Annotated in this window: 20 protein-coding genes; 4 read left to right on the forward strand and 16 right to left on the reverse strand. The window is 43.6% G+C overall.

The genetic code is table 11. The features are described from left to right. The first annotated feature begins 7 nt into the window (after nt 1–7). Nucleotides 8–1141: a serine hydrolase gene (locus EO130_RS07715; RefSeq protein ID WP_127140946.1), complete on the forward strand. Its 1134-nt coding sequence runs from the start codon at nt 8–10 to the stop codon at nt 1139–1141. A 78-nt stretch (nt 1142–1219) separates the two neighbouring features. On the opposite strand, the gene EO130_RS07720 is transcribed toward EO130_RS07715, so the two are convergent. Then, a complete protein-coding gene (locus EO130_RS07720; RefSeq protein WP_127140947.1) occupies nt 1220–1732 on the reverse strand; it encodes a fasciclin domain-containing protein in 513 nt (170 codons plus the stop codon). Between the two features lie 118 nt (nt 1733–1850). Here EO130_RS07720 and EO130_RS07725 point away from each other — a divergent pair, with 118 nt between their 5' ends. Both EO130_RS07725 and EO130_RS07730 read left to right on the forward strand, forming a co-directional pair. Then, nucleotides 1851–2414 (forward strand): RNA polymerase sigma factor, encoded by a 564-nt coding sequence (locus EO130_RS07725; protein WP_127140948.1) that lies wholly within the window; start codon nt 1851–1853, stop codon nt 2412–2414. After that, complete coding sequence (locus tag EO130_RS07730) at nt 2411–3166, forward strand: anti-sigma factor (protein ID WP_127140949.1); 756 nt, start codon at nt 2411–2413, stop codon at nt 3164–3166. The genes EO130_RS07725 and EO130_RS07730 overlap by 4 nt, the downstream gene beginning before the upstream one ends. Nucleotides 3167–3269: 103 nt before the next feature. Here the strand turns inward: EO130_RS07730 and EO130_RS07735 are convergent, their stop codons facing one another. The 6 genes from EO130_RS07735 to ftsY form a co-directional block, all read right to left on the reverse strand. Continuing rightward, nucleotides 3270–4886, reverse strand: coding sequence for a Gfo/Idh/MocA family protein (locus EO130_RS07735; RefSeq protein ID WP_127140950.1), 1617 nt, complete (start codon nt 4884–4886; stop codon nt 3270–3272). After that, entirely contained in the window at nt 4883–5362 is a 480-nt protein-coding gene (locus tag EO130_RS07740; protein WP_127140951.1) for a DoxX family membrane protein, read from the reverse strand. Before EO130_RS07740 ends, EO130_RS07735 begins: the two co-directional genes overlap by 4 nt. 275 nt (nt 5363–5637) lie before the next feature. Beyond that, nucleotides 5638–6939, reverse strand: a complete 1302-nt coding sequence (gene rimO / locus EO130_RS07745) for a 30S ribosomal protein S12 methylthiotransferase RimO (RefSeq protein WP_127140952.1) — start codon at nt 6937–6939, stop codon at nt 5638–5640. A gap of 78 nt (nt 6940–7017) precedes the next feature. Then, nucleotides 7018–8679: an amidase family protein gene (locus EO130_RS07750; RefSeq protein ID WP_127140953.1), complete on the reverse strand. Its 1662-nt coding sequence runs from the start codon at nt 8677–8679 to the stop codon at nt 7018–7020. A 4-nt stretch (nt 8680–8683) separates the two neighbouring features. Continuing rightward, nucleotides 8684–9766, reverse strand: coding sequence for a hypothetical protein (locus EO130_RS07755; RefSeq protein ID WP_127140954.1), 1083 nt, complete (start codon nt 9764–9766; stop codon nt 8684–8686). 29 nt (nt 9767–9795) lie between these two features. Next, complete coding sequence (ftsY, locus tag EO130_RS07760; RefSeq protein ID WP_127140955.1) at nt 9796–10752, reverse strand: signal recognition particle-docking protein FtsY; 957 nt, start codon at nt 10750–10752, stop codon at nt 9796–9798. A gap of 225 nt (nt 10753–10977) precedes the next feature. On the opposite strand from ftsY, the gene EO130_RS07765 reads away from it, so the two are divergent. Beyond that, the gene (locus tag EO130_RS07765) at nt 10978–12861 is read left to right on the forward strand and encodes an immunoglobulin domain-containing protein (protein WP_127140956.1); all 1884 of its coding nucleotides are present in this window, start codon (nt 10978–10980) and stop codon (nt 12859–12861) included. A 64-nt stretch (nt 12862–12925) separates the two neighbouring features. Here the strand turns inward: EO130_RS07765 and EO130_RS07770 are convergent, their stop codons facing one another. The 9 genes from EO130_RS07770 to recR all read right to left on the reverse strand — a co-directional run bounded on the left by EO130_RS07770 (nt 12926) and on the right by recR (nt 18766). Continuing rightward, nucleotides 12926–13078 carry a DUF4295 domain-containing protein gene (locus EO130_RS07770; protein WP_108245252.1) on the reverse strand — a complete coding sequence of 51 codons (153 nt, stop codon included), beginning with the start codon at nt 13076–13078 and terminating at the stop codon, nt 12926–12928. Nucleotides 13079–13114: 36 nt separating this feature from the next. Beyond that, nucleotides 13115–13297, reverse strand: coding sequence for a 50S ribosomal protein L33 (gene rpmG, locus EO130_RS07775; protein WP_100817574.1), 183 nt, complete (start codon nt 13295–13297; stop codon nt 13115–13117). Between the two features lie 28 nt (nt 13298–13325). Beyond that, nucleotides 13326–13553 (reverse strand): 50S ribosomal protein L28, encoded by a 228-nt coding sequence (rpmB, locus tag EO130_RS07780; protein WP_100817573.1) that lies wholly within the window; start codon nt 13551–13553, stop codon nt 13326–13328. 74 nt (nt 13554–13627) lie between these two features. Next, nucleotides 13628–14878 (reverse strand): competence/damage-inducible protein A, encoded by a 1251-nt coding sequence (locus EO130_RS07785; protein ID WP_127140957.1) that lies wholly within the window; start codon nt 14876–14878, stop codon nt 13628–13630. Next, nucleotides 14879–15217, reverse strand: a complete 339-nt coding sequence (locus EO130_RS07790) for an Hpt domain-containing protein (RefSeq protein WP_127140958.1) — start codon at nt 15215–15217, stop codon at nt 14879–14881. Then, nucleotides 15217–15828 (reverse strand): fumarylacetoacetate hydrolase family protein, encoded by a 612-nt coding sequence (locus EO130_RS07795; protein ID WP_127140959.1) that lies wholly within the window; start codon nt 15826–15828, stop codon nt 15217–15219. Before EO130_RS07795 ends, EO130_RS07790 begins: the two co-directional genes overlap by 1 nt. A gap of 30 nt (nt 15829–15858) precedes the next feature. Next, a complete protein-coding gene (locus tag EO130_RS07800) occupies nt 15859–16632 on the reverse strand; it encodes a 3'-5' exonuclease (RefSeq protein WP_127140960.1) in 774 nt (257 codons plus the stop codon). A gap of 72 nt (nt 16633–16704) precedes the next feature. Then, on the reverse strand, nt 16705–18066 hold the full coding sequence (locus EO130_RS07805; RefSeq protein ID WP_127140961.1) for a dihydrolipoamide acetyltransferase family protein: 1362 nt from the start codon (nt 18064–18066) through the stop codon (nt 16705–16707). Nucleotides 18067–18145: 79 nt separating this feature from the next. Then, nucleotides 18146–18766, reverse strand: coding sequence for a recombination mediator RecR (gene recR, locus EO130_RS07810; RefSeq protein WP_127140962.1), 621 nt, complete (start codon nt 18764–18766; stop codon nt 18146–18148). Nucleotides 18767–18802 lie beyond the last annotated feature (36 nt).

Here is an 18802-nt window from a genome sequence, read left to right on the forward strand (position 1 = left end):
ATTGCTTATGTGGACCAGATTCGTAATCTTAGGCATGGCTTTCGTGGGCGTGTCCTGTGCAAAAAATGACCCAATCCCCCCGTTGGACAAAGCACTTGCTTCCCAAAACCCAAGCATACAAAAGGTGATGGATAACTTGGACGACTACGAAGTCCAGATCCGCTACACCCAAATCGACAGAAGAAACGACAGCATCATTTTCACGGACCACGATTTTCAAGTGGACGCGAACAGCTATTTTTATCCAGCCAGTACGGTAAAGTTTCCTGCGGCTGTCGCCGCTTTGGAAAAATTGAACGAGATCGATTCGCTAGCGATGGACACCCGTTTTTTTGTGGAGGGCGATTCCGTACAGACCACTTTTGCCAAGGCAGTTTCAGAAATCTTTGCCGTTTCGGACAATGCAGCAAACAACCGTTTGTTGGAATTTTTGGGACAGGACGACCTCAACCGTAGGATGGAACAAAGAGGAGTTTCCCCTATCAGGATTGCCCATCGCCTATCCACGGACAATGCAGACGATGTGACCACTAAACCTTTGGTTTTTTATTTGAACGATTCGACCACTGCCTTGAGCAGTTCTATCATAAATGCCGCCATTCGTCCACTCGATTTGGACGATATCGAAAAAGGAAAAGGATATATTGCCGATGAGACCTATCAACAGGGTGCCTTTGATTTCAGTTTGAAGAATTATTTCCCCATCGATGCCCAATCCGCATTGTTGAAAAGAATCATTTTTCCAGAGGCATTTCCCAAGTCCCAACAATTCAATCTAAATAAGGAACAACGGGAATTTCTATTGGAGGCTATGCACACCTTGCCCTCAAAAGTGGGATACGACCCAGTGGAGTATTACGATAGTTATGTCAAATTCTTTCTGTTTGGCGATAGTACCGAGCCCATGCCGGAGCATATCAAAATCTATAACAAAGTGGGCTATGCCTATGGCACTCTTACGGACAACGCCTATATACAGGATACCAAAAACAATATCGATTTTATGCTAACGGCCACTATTTTGGTAAATAGCGATGAAGTCTTCAATGATGACGCCTATGAATACGAAGAGGTGGGCATTCCATTTTTGGCCCAATTGGGTAGGGAGCTGTACCAAATCGAATTGGCCCGGAAAAGATAGTTTCACAAACTGGACAGAAATAGAAAAGCACCGCCAAGGCGGTGCTTTTCAGCATCAAAACGAACAACGCTTGATTCGTTAGGGCATTACAACATCCTCAATAATATGGATTACTCCATTTGAGGCAACGACATCAGTTTTGGAGATCTTGCTCCAATTTCCCTTGGCATCTTTCAAATAGATACCGTCGTCCTTTTTCATAGCAGTTAATTTCCCACCGTTCAAGGTTGTAAGTTCCGCTTTGCCATTTCCTTTTCCGAGAGCCGCGGCAACATCAGAAGCCATTAGCTTTCCAGAAACCACGTGATAGGTTAAGATTGCGGATAGTTGTTCTTTGTTCTCAGGCTGCAATAGGGAATTCAAGGTTTCGGAATCGATTTTGGCAAATCCTGAGTTGACAGGAGCGAATACTGTGAAAGGTCCATCCCCTTTTAAAGCTCCCACCAAATCGGCAGCCTTAAGTGCGGTGACCAAGGTTGAAAAGTCATCTACGGATACCGCAACATCCACGATATCCTTAGACTGTGCTATAGTTGTTTTAGGTGCCAACAAAAGTGTAAAGGCGGCTAGTGCAAAAAATAATTTTTTCATGTTTTCAGATTTAAATTTTAATGATTATTGTTTTTAAAGCGCTTTCTATTAGTATTTACACATGCTTTTACCTTATGGATGAAGTCTGTGATTTTTTATCATATCTTTAACATCGATAATGAGGACCACAACCAACGATATAGAGACCATTGACCGGTTGCTTTCTGGCGACAACACGGCGCTCTACGAGCTTTACGACAAATATTCCGGGGCACTTTTTGGGGTCATCCTCCGTATGTGCAGGGACCAGAACAAAGCAGAAGATCTACTCCAGGAAACTTTTATTAAAATTTGGAAAAGCATAGATGGCTACGATGCATCCAAGGGAAGATTTTACACATGGGCATACCGAATCGCCCGAAATACGACCCTTAATGCATTGCGAACCAAGGACAAGCTCATCCAAACAGATGATTTGAGTGTATATACTAATATAAAGGATGATGAAGAGGCACCAGATTATTCAGAATTGAAAGGTTCCATAAAATCGTTGGAACCACACCACCAGCAAGCAATCGCACTGGTATATTATAGTGGGTACACGCACAGGGAAGCCCATGAAAAAATGGGAGTACCGTTGGGCACCTTTAAGTCCTATGTAAGACAAGCACTAAAACAATTAAGGGAGACGTATGGCACCAAACTCATCTATATTTGGGCCGTTTTAGAATTATTGGCATGATGGAAAAGAAAAAGATATTGGAAGAAGGACTTCTGGAGCTTTATCTTACCGGAGAGCTTTCAAAAGAAGAGGCCTCCATGGTGGAAGAAGCCCTGGGCCAAGATACATCACTACAGGAGCAATTCGATGCTCTGGAAGCCGATTTTGAGCGTATGGGCATGGAGCAGGCCATTGTGCCGCCCCCAGCGGTAAAGGCACGAATAAAAGATGCCGTGCAACCCAATTTGATTCGCAAGACCAATTGGATGCCCCTTTCCATAGCGGCAGGTTTTGCCCTGATTTTTGGCCTGAGCAGCTTTTGGCTCTATGAAAAATGGCAAAATGCCGAAGGCAACTTGGAGATGCTCCAAACACAGACCTATAGATTACAACGCCAAGTGGACAATTTGGAATCGGAATTTCGATTGACCTCCAATCGTTTGGAAAGTATCAACAATCCCGATGTAATTCCGTTGGTACTGTACGGTAATCAAAAGGCCCCTAACGGAAAAGCCGTAGCCTATGTAAACCACAAGAACCAATTGGTGCTGGTCAACCCAAAAGGTCTACCTACCCTACCGAGCCATCAAACGTATCAAATGTGGAGCGATGTGGATGGGGAAATGATCAATATGGGCACCTTTCCCACCGACACCGAACTGGTATCCCTAAAATATATCGAAAACGCTGAATCCCTGAACATTACCATTGAACCTGCGGGCGGAAGCGACCATCCCAATGTGGAACAATTGGTTTCCTATGTCACACTGTGATCTTTTGAAAGTGTATCTGAATAAAAGTGGGACATTGACCAAGGAAAAATCCTTTTTACAATATCCCACTTTCCGGACTAAAATCATTAAAAATCAAGAAACCTCATCCAACCATTTCTGGTTGTAAATTCCAATTTTCGTTGGCCAAGAGTACTTGGTCAAAATCGATACCCTCGATGGGCTTTAAGGTCTGACTTGCAGCGTCCCATTCTATTCTTCTTCCCAACTTCCAAGACAAACCTGCCATGTGGGCCGAAATCGCTTCATCAAAGCCTTCGTTGATACCGCAACTGACCTTTCCTCCGTTTTTTATCACGCTCAACCATTCCCGCATGTGCAAAAAGGTGGAATCCACACGGACCCCATCAATATAGGTCCACATGAGCCCCTTATCGGCGAAATATTGGGAGGTTGCGGACGAAACCGCATCGGTGGCGGCACCCGCAGGATCGTATTGATAAATGGGCACATCGGGTCTCATTTTTTCAGCCTCCAGCATAGCGGCATAGCGAGTGGATGCTCCATCTGGCCATACGGTCAACCTATTGCCCAGTTCCATGGTGGCATCATGCCCCATCAAAACGGTTGGTCTATTGAAGCCGTTGCCCAAGGTAGCGCTATAACAGAATGTCATGCCTTTTTCTTTACCCTTGGTCTGGCTGCTGCCCGTGCTGAAATCCGGGAACTCCATATTCACTTGGATGACATCGGGAACGTTTCTGCCATCATTATGGGTATATATACCTCCTGAAGCACTTACCGAAGCAGGTATCCCCATATTGAGCACGCAATTCAGACGGTCGTAATCGTGGGTCAATAAATCCCCGGATAGCCCAGAGCCATAGGCCCACCATTTACGCCATCTAAAGAAGTGGTTCTTATTGAAAGGCACCTTTGGTGCAGAGCCCAAGAATTGCTCCCAATCAATAGTTTCGGGACTGGCTTTCTCGTGGATATCATAGTTCCAGGCACCATTGTCATCGTTTCTGTTGGTATTGGTCTGAATCAATGACACGTGGCCCAATGTCCCTTTTTCCACAATATCCCTTGCTGTTCCAAAACTAAGGGTTTGTCTGTGCTGGTGACCCACGGCAAAAACGGCATCTGAATTTTCCGCAGCTTCACGTAATGTATAGGTTTCACCTACGGTATGTGTCATCGGTTTTTCAACATACACATGCACATTGTTGTTCAAAGCTTCGATGGACATGGGAGCGTGCCAGTGATCTGGTGTTGCGATGACAACGGCGTCCACCTCCCCACTTTGGATCATCTCTTTATAGGTTTTGTACCTTTTGATTTTATCATCTGTAGTGGAAAAGGAATTGATAAATGTTTCTGCCCTCACATCGAAGATGTCGCAGATACCCACCAATTTGACATTGAGGCGTTCTTGGCTTTCAAAATCTTCCAATCTCTTATTATTGGGGTCTTCAATGGCAGCCAAACGCATCTCTTCCTTCCATTCATCCGTAGCGAAACCCAAGGCCCTTGTCAACTGTTCGCCTCTAATACCAAAACCGATTACGCCGATACGAACGGGGTCACCCCCTATTCCAGGTACGGCAGGTGGCATCGATGGCTTTATGTTGAGTTGTTCCAAAATTTCTGAACGCTTTTTTCTGGAACCGACCGAAGTGGCAGCTCCGGCCCACCATACAGCGCCCAATATGGGAAGGCCTCCCAATCCTATCAAAAGGTCTCTTCTAGTCCATTTCATTGCTCCTGGGTTTTAAGTTTGTGTTTTCTGAGATAGTCCAATCCAAAATACTGGCCGGTCGGCAATTGAAAGATGACCATACAGGCCACCAATTCAATCAAGTTTTTGTTGATGAGCCAATAGTTTCCTTCCACATTCATTTGCGTAAGGCCAGGGAAGGGCGGGTGTGCCAAAAAGTAAAGGGCAAGCAGGCCAATGCCTACAATGGCGCCAATACGTTCAAAAATGCCCAAGGTAAAGGTCACTCCCACCACCATAAGGGCAATAATGTTCAAGGTGTCCACCCAACCGATGGTCGCATCGCCTATCAACATGTTAAAGAACCAGTCAAACGGTCCTTGTGCGGTTGCCAAGTACCCGAATGAAGTCCACTCGGGGTTGTACATTTTCACCACACCTTCAAATAAAAAGTGCCACCCTATAAATATGCGAAGCAGGGTAACACTTGCTTTTAGTTTATTGTGATTTTGGTTCATAATGGTTATAGTTAATCGTCAATATTCAATGCAGCTCCACATAAGGGTTTGTACCATATTGGGGACATCAACTGTTGGAAATATATTTTGAAGTACTAAAAGTAGCCTACAGGTTGCTGACAAACCATGACCAATGTCAGTTTCAGTGGTTTACGGAAAAAAGAAGGGAAAATACAGGGCAGATGTGAGACTGACATCACATACCATGGAATTCATGGGGCATAACCGTGGTGTTTTATGCCAAGAAGTATATCAATTGAAAAGAAACAGTTTGATTAAACGGGCTCTCCGAAAAGGTCGTAGTCGGATGCATCGGTAATCTTGATGTTGGTAAAATCACCGATTTTGACGTAATGCTTGGTCGCATCGATAAGCACTTCGTTATCCACATCGGGAGAATCGAATTCGGTACGGCCAATAAAATGATGCCCTTCCTTCCTATCGATGATGCAACGGAAGGTCTTGCCAATTTTTTCTTGGTTGAGCTCCCAAGAAATCTGGGATTGTATTTCCATGATAGCATTGGCCCGTTCTTGCTTTACATCTTCAGGAACATCGTCCTCCAACTGATACGCATGGGTATTTTCCTCATGACTATAGGTAAAGCAGCCCAATCGCTCAAAGCGCATCTCTTGCACCCATTGTTTCAAGGTCTCAAAGTCTTCCTCGGTTTCTCCGGGATACCCCACGATCAAGGTAGTTCGGATAGCCATTCCAGGTACAGCAGCCCTAAAATCCTGTAACAGTTTTGTGGTTTTGGCTTGGGTGGTTCCTCTACGCATACTTTTAAGGATACTGTCCGATATATGCTGCAACGGAATATCGATATAATTGCAGATTTTGGGCTCGTTGCGCATCACCTCCAAAACATCCATAGGGAAGCCTGTTGGGAAAGCGTAGTGCAAGCGAATCCATTCAATACCCTCCACTTGGGCCAAAGCTTGGAGGAGTTCGGCCAAGTTTCTTTTTTTATAGAGGTCCAAACCATAATACGTAAGGTCCTGGGCTATCAAAATCAATTCCTTAACGCCATTAGCAGCCAGTTTTTCGGCCTCTTTCACCAAATCTTCAATGGGTGTGCTACGGTGCTTACCACGCATTAATGGAATTGCACAAAAGGAACAAGGTCTATCGCAACCTTCTGCGATTTTAAGGTAAGCATAGTTCTTTGGCGTTGTGGTCAAACGTTCCCCAATCAGCTCATGCTTGTAGTCCGCACCAAGGGCCTTCAACAAGTTGGGCAGGTCGGTGGTACCAAAATAGGCATCCACATTGGGAATCTCCTTTTCCAAATCGGGTTTATAGCGTTCGCTCAAACAACCTGTCACAAAAACCTTATCGACATGACCGGCTTCCTTGCGCTGCACATAATCCAAAATCGTGTTCACACTTTCTTCCTTGGCATTGGCAATAAACCCACAGGTATTAATGACCACCACATTACCTTCCTCTTCATGGGCAACCTCTTTATTGTTGGCCCGCAATTGGCCCATCAATACTTCGGAATCGTAGACGTTTTTGCTACAACCCAAAGTCACCACATTGATTTTGTTCTTTTTAAGCGATTTTGTGCGCATAGTTCCTTAAAATGGAGTGCAAAAATACAACAACACAATGCATTACAACCCCATTAGATCATAATTTTAAAGAGGCATCTAGTTTTTGTACCCTTCGGGAATCTTTCGGGCCTTGGTCAAATCTTCAAAGGCTTTTCCCATTCGCAACAATTGAGCTTCCGACAAGGGTTTTCCAATAAAGGTCAAGCTTTCCGGTTCGCCATCGGCCTTGTATCCCATCGGAACGGTCAGGGCTGGGTATTCTGCCACAGCCGCATAGCCTGCATGGTAGTTATTGATGCTCAAAACTGCGTCCAAGTCTTGCTCTTCCATGATGTTGAAGAATGCCCTACCCGATTTTTTTAGATTGATTTTGATTTCCTCAAATTGTTCTGCCGTAGTGGAATCCGCCAAAATCCCGTCCAATCGCTCTTGACCATAAGGAATCCTGACCAAGGAATCCTGTTGGTTGAATTTCACTACATCTTCAACGCTATCTACTGTAACCACATCTTTATTTTTGACCTGGGCACCAATGTATGAGGGTAAGTCCTGCTTCATGTCCAAGTTCAGCAAGGTCACAAAGCCATCCAAGGGAATATTTTCAGGTTCAAATTCGATAATCTCCGCACCAGCTGTACGCAAGGCTTCCACATTGGCAGCGTAGATAGAATCCGCTTCCATGAGGCTGGTCATGACCCCGAATCGGAAATCTTGAATCGATGCTGAATCCATGGCTAGGGACAACATATCCTGTTCCTGACCAACGGACTTGTCATCTTCGTTATCCTTGCCCAACATGGCATCCAATAAAATGGCATTGTCCGTGACATTCTTGGTCATGGGGCCCGGCGTATCGAGGGTGCTGGAAATAGGCACTATTCCTGTCCGGCTCAGCAAACCAATGGTAGGTTTTAGGCCCACCACCGAGTTCTGACTGGAGGGTGAAAGTATAGAGCCTGAGGTTTCGGTACCCACCGCACCTACGGCATAATTGGCCGCTGTGGATGTTCCACTGCCCGCACTGGAGCCACCGGTGTCAAATACCCGTCTTCCATAAGGGTTTAAGGTCTGACCGCCTACCGCACTCTGGCCATTTGGACAAACGCCACAGATAAAGTTGGCCCACTCGCTCAAGTTGGCCTTGCCCAAAATTAGCGCACCTTTTTCTTTTAAACGTTTCACGATAAAGGCATCGTCGGTCTGGCTTTGCTGCAAGGCAATGGCACCTGCGGTCGTCTTCATTTCGGAGGTACCAATGTTGTCCTTCAACAATATGGGCATTCCGTAAATGGGATGGTGGTCGCCTTGGTTGGCGTCCAACTTACGGGCTTCTTCCAGTACATTGGGATTGAGCGCGATAATGGTGTTCAGGGTAGTATTGTTGGGAAGTTCGTATTTGTAGATTCGGTGCAGATAGAAGAGCACCAAATCTTCGTAGGTGAACTCACCAGATTTGATATGGTTTTGGATAGTCGGGATATCCTGCTCCAAGACCAAAGGCTTCATACGTTCATACTTTTCATCCGTATATTGGGAAACCTCTTCGTAAAGGGGCAAAAACACCTCATTTTTGTCCAAAACTTTACTTTGGATAAACTTATAGCGCATCCGTGGGCTTTCATTATCTGCACTTGCCGCTACTTCCGAAGAATCGTTGTAGGGCGTCCAAAGAACAACATCGTCTTTAGGTGTTGCTTCTTTTTGTTTACAGGAAATGAATCCAATCAGGATAAAGAAAAATAAGAGGTTTTTGTACATACTATTAGTGATTTTTAGAGTAAATGGCGGTGGATAAGGCTATTGCCCCAGCAAATGGAGCTCCCAGTAAGGTGGCTATGATTGTGGAGTCAAAAACCATATCAAAATAATTAACCGTGAAATAGCCTACGATCCAAAAAATCAAAAGTAAAAATATGTACCAAGAAAAAAACAAAATAAAAATGTTCGAACTCATTAGTGCCTTTATAAATATTTGAAATGTAGTCCTTAACCTTTTTTTAGGTTTCAAAGTATCCTGAGTCGGCACTACTAAATCATTCATATTGTTCACTTCGTCAGCGAACATCTCCATATATTTTTTTCTTAAACCTTCTAACTTATTATTAGGTACGTTAGTACTATCTGGTTTGATATGAGTAAATTCGTAGGCTATTAGAAAATCTATTGGAGAAATTATTTTTTCAATCTCCTTTCTTTCATTTATTCTTTTGCCAAGCTTATCCTTCACCTGCGAAAAAGCTTTCAAAATTTTATTGGTTAAATCTGAAAATTCTATCCAATCAAACTTTTTAACTAATCTGGTTTCTATGTTCGCAACGGAAACAGGAAGTTTATCGTATTTCATTTCTCCAAAATGCTGAATAGCCTTTTCCAAATATTTATCAGAATTTGATAGTTGTCTCTCATCGCCACTTATCAAATAATCCTTTAATTCCTTTCTTAGAGAAAAAATGTAGCAAAATGGAAGATACTTCTTAGCTAAGGCTTTTTTTGATTCTTTTTTCGACCAATATTCATAAACTAAACGAAATACAACCCAAATAAGACCAGAAATCAAAACACCTAAAAGCCATCTCAACCAAAAATTATAACTCTCAAAATACGATTGAAGAAGTTCACGGTTCAAAAACTTAAAAAGTGAATAAAAATAATTTCCCTCAAATCCTCCCGGAAGAACAGGTACAATATTTACAATGAAAAATATGGTTGACCAAAAATAAACACCCCAAGAAACCTCAAACTTCCAATTATTTCTTTCTCGATATTTAAAAAGACTATTAATTGATTCAAAATAACTAGAAATTTTATCGTTAATTAGGTTTTCAACATCTTCTGATTGATTCATCCTTCCAAATTTAATTTTTCATTTTTTTACTATAAATTAAAAAATGAATCGACAAACTCGTATTTATTGAACACTTGAAGGTCTTCGATGCCTTCCCCGACACCGATATATTTTACCGGAATCTGAAACTGGTCCGAAATTCCGATGACAACGCCGCCCTTGGCTGTACCATCCAGTTTGGTAACGGCCAAGCTGGTCACTTCGGTGGCTTTGGTAAACTGTTTGGCCTGTTCAAATGCGTTTTGTCCGGTGGAACCATCCAAAACCAAAAGTACTTCGTGGGGCGCATCGGGCACTACTTTTTGCATCACCCTCTTTACCTTGGAAAGTTCGTTCATCAGATTGACTTTATTGTGAAGGCGGCCTGCCGTATCGACCAATACTACGTCGGCCTTTTCCGCAACTGCGGAATGCAGGGTATCGAATGCCACGGATGCCGGGTCACTGCCCATTTTTTGTTTAATGATAGGCACGTCAACTCGTTGGGCCCAGACTTCCAGCTGATCAATTGCCGCCGCACGGAAGGTATCCGCAGCTCCTAAAACCACTTTCAATCCTTTTGCCTTAAACTTATGGGCCAATTTACCAATGGTTGTTGTCTTACCCACCCCATTTACGCCAACCACCATGATCACATAGGGTTTTTTATCGGTGGGAACGGTTATCTCGCTGTCTTCCCCTGAATTGGTTTCGGAAAGCAGTCCAGCAATTTCCTCGCGTAAAATGGTATTGAGTTCATCGGTGCCCATATATTTATCCCGGGACACACGCTCTTCGATACGCTCAATGATTTTAAGGGTGGTGTTCACTCCAACATCCGAAGTTACCAATACTTCTTCCAGGTTGTCCAAGACCTCATCGTCAACCTTGGATTTACCGGCCACCGCCTGGCCCAATTTTCCGAAAAAACTGGTCTTGGATTTTTCCAGACCCTTATCCAGGGTCTCCTTTTTATCCTTTGAAAATATATTTTTGAATAAGCTCATCCTGTGTTCTTTGAGAATGACCAAAGATAGCAAAGTAAGGGGAGTTTTGTTTAGTCTAATTTCAGAATACGCCCTATCCGATTCCTTTGGGATAGCAAATAAATAGCATCTCTTAAACCCAAGAAATGCAGCGTTTTACCATCTATACAAAGTGCTTCACAACAAAAGTTGCGATCAAACCTATATAGTGGGCTATTTTTGACCTACCTCAACAACAACCCTTACATGACCAAAAGTTTAAACAAACTATTGTTTATAATATCCCTTGCAGTATGCTTACCTGTTATGGGGCAAGATACGTTTGCAGATAATTTTGGCTCCGTCTCCTATTCCAATACTGATGGTAACCAAAGCTGGTCTACCAATTGGTTGGAATACAACGATAACAATAGCGCATCGAACGGATATATCCGTATCACTGGCGGGGAGCTTTTTTTATATTATCTATGGAATGAAAATATCCGACGGTCGGCCGATTTAAGCGGTTATAGCGCTGCTACCCTTACCTTTGATTGGCGAACTTCCAGTTTGGAGAGTGGAGAGACGCTTTCCATTGAAGTTTCCAGCGATGGTTCTTCGTTCACAACCTTGGATACCTTCTCAGGTAGTCAAACAGGCTCTTTCAGCCAAGACATTTCGGCCTATATGTCGGCCAATACCACCATACGTTTTATAAAAGGTGGCGGTAACTGGTCCGGAAGTAACGACCGTGCCTACATTGATAACGTTTTGATAACGGCCACTTCTGTCCCATTAATTGATACTGATGGGGATGGTGCCATAGATGTGGTTGATCTTGATGACGATAACGATGGCATAACCGATGAAGAAGAATACTGTTCCACGGTTATTGCTTCGTTTCTTGCCTCTTCAAATGTGGGAGAACGAAACGTAGTCATCAATCATACGGATACCGGTTACTTGCGCATAGATTTTTCTTCCATGGACAATTCCTTTCAATTGGATATCAACGGCAACACGGTTCATCCATCTATACTGGAGTTTGAGAATGGTGCACTGGATGCGGGGGATGAATACTTTGTTTTTCAATCCGATGGGAGTTTTATCAGTCAGCCGTGGGTCGCCAACTCCAACGGTATCCCACGATTGCGGTTGATTGTAGACGAATATGGAGAGATAAGCCTATATGGCAGCCGAAACACTTCCTCTACTTCCTTGGAACTTATGGAGGCACAAGGGGGCACGCCGTTCAATACCATTGCCTGGATACCGGGCAACAACAATACCTTTACCTTGACCAACCAGCAAGGACCTGGTCCGGAAGGCTTCACAGGCGAATTATTTGCCAGTGCTATTTGTGACACGGATGGTGATGGCATCAGCAATCATTTGGACCTTGATTCGGATAATGATGGGATATTCGACTTGGTAGAATCAGGTGCATTGGAAGAATCCGGGGTCAACGACAACAATAATGATGGTAGAATCGACGGTGCAGTTAGTAGTTCCGGAGCCAATGGAATCTACTCCGGCATCGAGGATAACGATACGGCTTATGCCCTATTGACCTATACCATTTTTGATTCCGATAGTGATGGCACTTATGATGCCTACACACTGGATGCCGATGGCGATGGCTGTACCGATGTGGTAGAATCCGGTTTTACGGATAATAACGATGATGGTCTTTTGGGACCCAATCCTGTTACCATTAATTCCGAAGGAATGGTGACCAGTGGCTCTGATGGCTACTCTACACCCAATGATAACGATTCCAATTCAACCTTTGATTACAGAGAGGTAGGGACAGCCCCTATTATTACCTCCCAGCCAGTGGATGTAACTACCTGTCCGGGATGTACCACGAGTATATCCGCCATAGTGACCGCAGATCAATTCCAATGGCAATATTACAACGGTAGCTCTTGGGTAAACCTTTCAGATACGGGCATTTACTCCGGAACCTCAACAAATGTATTGACCATTACCAACCCAACTCCAAACGAACATAACACACCCTACAGACTTTTGGCAAGTAATGATGCCTTTGTATGCGGTGCAACCACCAGCAATACAACAACCTTGAGGCTTCAGGTGAACACAGTAATCACCAATCGAAGGGTAACTTACCGTGTCAATAAAAATTAAGCTGAATAAGCCAATAAAAAAAGCCGCTAATAGCGGCTTTTTTTTATGAAAGAAGAATTACTTCTTATTTGCTGTTCAACCAGTCATTTACCATTTCCGGTGCCATTACAGACTCCACAAATGTGTAAGCCCCGGTTTTTGGAGATTTAACCATTTTAATGGCCTTTGTCAATCTTTTGGAGGATGACTGAAGTGTTGCTACTGTTTTCTTTGCCATGGCTTATATTTTTCTGCCCTTTTCTTAAAAAGGTGATTACTTAATTTCTTTATGAACGGTCATACGCTTAAGGATAGGATTGTACTTTTTGATTTCCATCCTATCTGGCGTGTTCTTTTTGTTCTTGGTGGTAATATACCTAGAAGTACCTGGCATACCAGATTCTTTGTGTTCTGTACACTCTAAAATTACCTGAACCCTATTTCCTTTCTTTGCCATTGTATCGTACTTATAATGCTTTTACAACTTACTTTTTGGAATTGATTTCCTTCAAGACAGCAGAGATTCCTTTTTTGTTGATGATTTTCAACCCACGTGCAGAAACGTTCAAGGTTACCCAACGGTCTTCCTCGGGAATATAAAATCTCTTCTTGGAGATATTTGCATCGAATCTCCTCTTGGTCTTATTGATAGAAAAGGAAACGTTGTTTCCAAACATCACCTTTTTTCCTGTTACTTCACAAACTTTAGACATCTCCCTAACTATTTGAGTGATTTTATTGAGGCTGCAAATTTATACCTTTTTAACGGGACGTACAAAAATCTTTTTCAGAAATTTAAAATTTCTTTGTACAACAGCTCAAAAGCCTTGTTCACAGACTTTTCCACTACCCTTTCCCTGTGCTTGCCCATAACGAATTTTTGGGCAAAAGTTCGTTTGGGGCTACTTATTCCGATATACACCGTACCTACTTCAACGTTGGAGTCTCCCTTGGTGGGTCCAGCATTGCCCGTAGTCGCTATGGCAAAATCCGTTCCCAGTTTTTCCTTTGCATTTTGGGCCATGGCCACAGCCACTTCTTCGCTAACTACGGAGTGGGCATCAATCAAAGCTTGTGGTACGCCCAACACTTTTACTTTTGCCTCAGTGGCATAGCAAACCATGCTTCCCTTAAAGTAGTTGGATGCTCCTGGAACGGCAGTAATGCGCTCGGCTATGCTTCCGCCGGTAAAGCTCTCCGCCGTGGACAGGGTCATTTTTTTATCTTTCAACAATGCACCAATCTGTTTCTCCACGCGGCCGTCTTCCTCTTCTTCCCCGTAGATGATATCTCCAATTAACGGATACAGTCTCTTTACCTGTTCATCGATACCCGCCATCAAAGCCGCTTTATCATCTCCTTTTGCCGATAGCCGCAACCTCACACTTCCCAAGCTGGGCAAATAGGCAAACTTGATATAGGGCGGTAGGTTATTCTCCCAATCTTCCAATTTCTCCGCCACTGCACTCTCGCCCAAACCATAGGTCAAAATGGTTCTATGGACAATATGCGGGCGTTCGTAATCCTCCACGATTTTGGGCAGCACCGATTTTAGCATCAGATTTTTCATCTCGTAGGGAACGCCGGGCAGGGATACAAAGGCAGTCTCCCCCTTTTTCATCCAGAGTCCTGGCGCTGTGCCATAAGAATTGTGCAAAACCGTTGCCTTGGTGGGTACCATCGCTTGTTCGCGGTTTAAATCGGAAATAGGGGTTGAAATATATTTTCGGAACAATTCTTCAATATGGCTCAAAACCGACTCGTCCCTAACCAGTTCATCGTCAAAAAATTCACATAGGGTGTGTTTGGTCACATCGTCCTTGGTAGGGCCCAAACCTCCTGTTATGATAACGACCGAGGACCGTTCACCGGCTTCTTTCAATGATTTTAGAATATGCTCCCTATCATCCTGAATAGAAGTAATCTGATAGACAGAAACCCCTATTTTGTTCAGTTCCTTGGCAATAAATGCGGAATTGGAATCCACGATCTGCCCGATGAGAATTTCATCCCCAATGGTGATGATTTCAGCCTGCATCTATAAATCGAAGTCATTTTTTAGTTCTGCCACCACTTGCAGGACATCTTTTTTAAGGATAGGAAATTTTTCCTCGATTTCCGCCATACTACCCGTGTTTTTACCCAAGGTTTCTATTTCGAGGGCCTTGGCCCGGGTCTGCTCCATGCCCAATATGTCCACATTGGGTTTTATTTTATGGGCCAGTTTATAAATGTTTTCGTAATCCCTGTTATTGATGGCTTTTTCCAAGCCGTCCAAATCTTCAGGGACTTCTTCCAAAAACACAGAAACTACAGAGACGATGAAATCTTCATCTCCTTCTGCCATTTCATTTATTTTATCGAGGTTGTATATCATTATCTTACATTAATATCAAAAAGTTGTTCTCCTTCCAAAGTGCCGACAAGGTAGTCATTTGGGCTTACTTTACCAACACCGGCAGGCGTTCCGGTAAATATGATATCGCCCTTTTTCAGCATAAAATAGGTAGAAACGTAGGCGATGATTTCATCTATCTTCCACAGCATCAATGAGGTGTTTCCTTCCTGCACCATTTCACCATTTTTTGCTAACGAGAAGCTCAGGTTGTCCATATCATGAAATTTCTTTTTGGACACCCAATGACCCACTACTGCAGCTCCATCAAAACCTTTTGCCTTTTCCCAGGGCAATCCTTTGGCCTTCAATTTGGATTGGAGGTCTCTGGCGGTAAAATCGATGCCCAGCCCCACCTCATCATAATACTTATGGGCAAATTCCTTGGCAATGTGCTTTCCCACTTTTTTGATTTTCACCAAAACTTCCACCTCATAGTGGACATCGTTGGAAAATTCGGGGATATAGAAATCCTGCTCTTTGGGCAGAATTGCCGAATCAGGCTTTATAAAAACCACAGGTTTATCCGGACGCTCATTTTTCAACTCTTCAATATGGTCTACATAATTACGTCCTATACAAATCAGCTTCATAATGTGTACGGGGGTTAACGCTTGCTTCTATTAAAACTTGTTGTTGAGCTTGCTCAACTTTATCTGGGTAAGTACTTTTTTGGTGTACAGTGGAAAGTCGGCATTCAAAATCCAACCAAAATAGCCAGGTTCCTTTTCCATGACTTCATCCACCGTTTTCCCCTTATGTTTTCCAAAGGAAAATACGGGGTTATTGTCCTCGTCCAATCCAATAAAACCTGCAAAATCCAAATTTTGCCTTCTGGTGGTGAACTCGGAGAGTTTCTTAATATCATTTTCCAGTTCGGGGTAGCGTTCCAACTGTGCCAAAAGCACTTCATAGGTTGCCAAGGTGTCCGCTTCGGCACTATGGGCATCTTCCAAGCTTTTGTTACAATAAAATTGATACGCCGCCTCCAAAGTGCGTTTTTCCATTTTATGGAAAATGGTCTGCACATCGACGGATACCATGCTTTTCATATCAAAATCGATGTCCGCACGGAGCATTTCCTCAGCCAATAGCGGAATATCGAACCGGTCGGAATTAAATCCGCCTAGGTCGCTGTCCCTGATCATGGCATAAATTTCCTTGGACAATTGTTTAAAGGTGGGCTCATTGACCACTTTCTCATCGGAAATACCGTGTATGGCGGTCGATTCTGGCGGAATGGGCATTTCTGGATTTACCAACCACGTCCTACTCTCCTTGTTCCCGTTCGGATATACCTTTAAAATGGAAATCTCGACTATCCGATCTTTTGCCACATTGGTTCCTGTGGTCTCAAGGTCAAAAAAGCAGATAGGCTTGGTCAATTGTAATTGCATGTTGGGACTTTTAAATAAACTTCACTAGGCTCCTAAATTAAGAATAGTGAAAGGAATACGAATGTTTTTCGGTTATATTTCCCTATTGATGTCCCACGCCTCCAAATAATCGGCCACTGCTTTTACGAACATTCCACCCAAAGCACCGTTCACCACCCGGTGATCATAACTGTGCGAAAGGTACATTTTACTACGGATGCCAATGTATTCACCTTGGTCGGTCTCGATTACCGAAGGCATCTTTCTTATCGCCCCCAAAGCTAGAATCCCTACTTGCGGCTGATTGATGATAGGCGTTCCGAAGACACTACCAAAAGACCCTACGTTGGTTACGGTATACGTACCATCTTTGATTTCATCGGGCTTTAATTTGTTGTTCCTGGCCCTATCGGCAAGGTCGTTCACCGTTTTGGCCATGCCCACTAAGTTCAATTGGTCGGCATTTTTGATGACGGGCACAATCAAATTCCCATCGGGCAGGGCGGCTGCCATACCCAAATTGATGTTTTTCTTTTTGATGACCTTATCCCCATCCAAGGATATGTTCATCATCGGATATTTTTTTAGGGCCATGGCCACAGCTTCCATAAAAATGGGGGTAAAGGTCAGCTTTTCACCTTCACGCTGCTGGAAGGCATTTTTCACCTTATCCCTCCATTTGACCACATTGGTCACATCCACTTCCACGAAACTTTGTACATGGGCCGAAGTGGATACGCTCTCGATCATATGATGGGCAATCAATTTGCCCATACGGCTCAATGGGATGACCTCATCCCCAGCTCCTACCGTTACTTTGGATTCTTTGGGCTTTTCTGGTGCCGCTTTTGTAGGCTCCGGTGCCACAGGAGTTTCTTTTTTGGCCTCAGGTTGGGGAGCAGCCTGAACTTGGGGCTGGTTTCCATTGGAACGATTCTCCAAATAGGCCATAACATCATTTTTGGTGACCCTTCCTTCCTTACCTGTTCCCACGATGGCTTCCAATTCGTCCATCGATATATTTTCTTCCTTGGCGATATTTTTCACCAAAGGTGAATAAAAACGCTCAGAACTTGAATAATCCGGGGTTGCGTTTGAAACAGACTCCTTTACACTGGCCATTTGGGCTTCCAGTTCTTGCGCTGGAACTTCTGCCGGTTCCTCTTGGGTCATTTCCTCCCCTGAGCTATCATCGGTTATATCGTCCGCATCTCCATCAATCTGGATTACGGCCACAACTTCACCTACTTTTATTACGTCATCTACATCGAACCGTTTTTCCAACAACACACCGTCCACTTCACTGGGCACTTCGGAATCCACTTTATCGGTGGCAATCTCAAAGACGGCCTCATCCATCTCAATGGTGTCCCCTACTTCCTTCAACCAGTTGGTCAAGGTAGCTTCGGCAACACTTTCTCCCATTTGCGGTAATTTCAATTCAAATTTTGACATATTCGTATTTATCAAATTGATTTTGATTTGTATTTTACAAAAATACTAAAGAAATCGACTTATTTTTGATTTATGTTCACTAATTCGCTTTTATGGAACTTTCAAACGGCACTCTATTAATGATGCTCCGTCCCAAGGTCACTTCATCGGCGTATTCCAACTCATCACCCACCGAGATTCCTCTGGCTATGGTGGAGGTGGTGACCTCCAATCCTTCCAATTGTTTATAAATATAAAAATTGGTGGTATCTCCTTCCATGGTTGAGCTTAGCGCCAAAATTAGTTCTTTAACAGTTCCCTCCTTTACTTTTTTTACCAACTGGGCAATTGTAAGGTCTTGCGGACCGACGCCTTCCATGGGAGATATTTTACCGCCCAGTACATGGTATAGGCCGTTGTACTGTGAGGTGTTCTCAATGGCCATCACGTCCCTGATGTCTTCCACCACACAGACCAAGGTCTCGTCACGCTTTGGGTTCGCACAAATTTCACAAATTTCGGTATCGGAAATGTTATGGCAGTTTTTACAAAAATTCACCTCGCTCTTCAACTTTAAGAGGGCATGAGCCAGCAACTCGGTTCGCTCTTCCGGCTGTTTGAGCAGGTGCAATACCAACCGTAACGCTGTCCTTTTGCCAATTCCCGGCAATTGTGACATCTCGTACACGGCGTTTTCCAATAGCTTCGACGAAAATTCCATAGCATCAATTCTATCACAAAATTACGATTTTACCTT

The sequence above is a fragment of the Flagellimonas marinaquae genome (genome assembly GCF_003992675.1).
Lineage (GTDB): Bacteria > Bacteroidota > Bacteroidia > Flavobacteriales > Flavobacteriaceae > Flagellimonas > Flagellimonas marinaquae.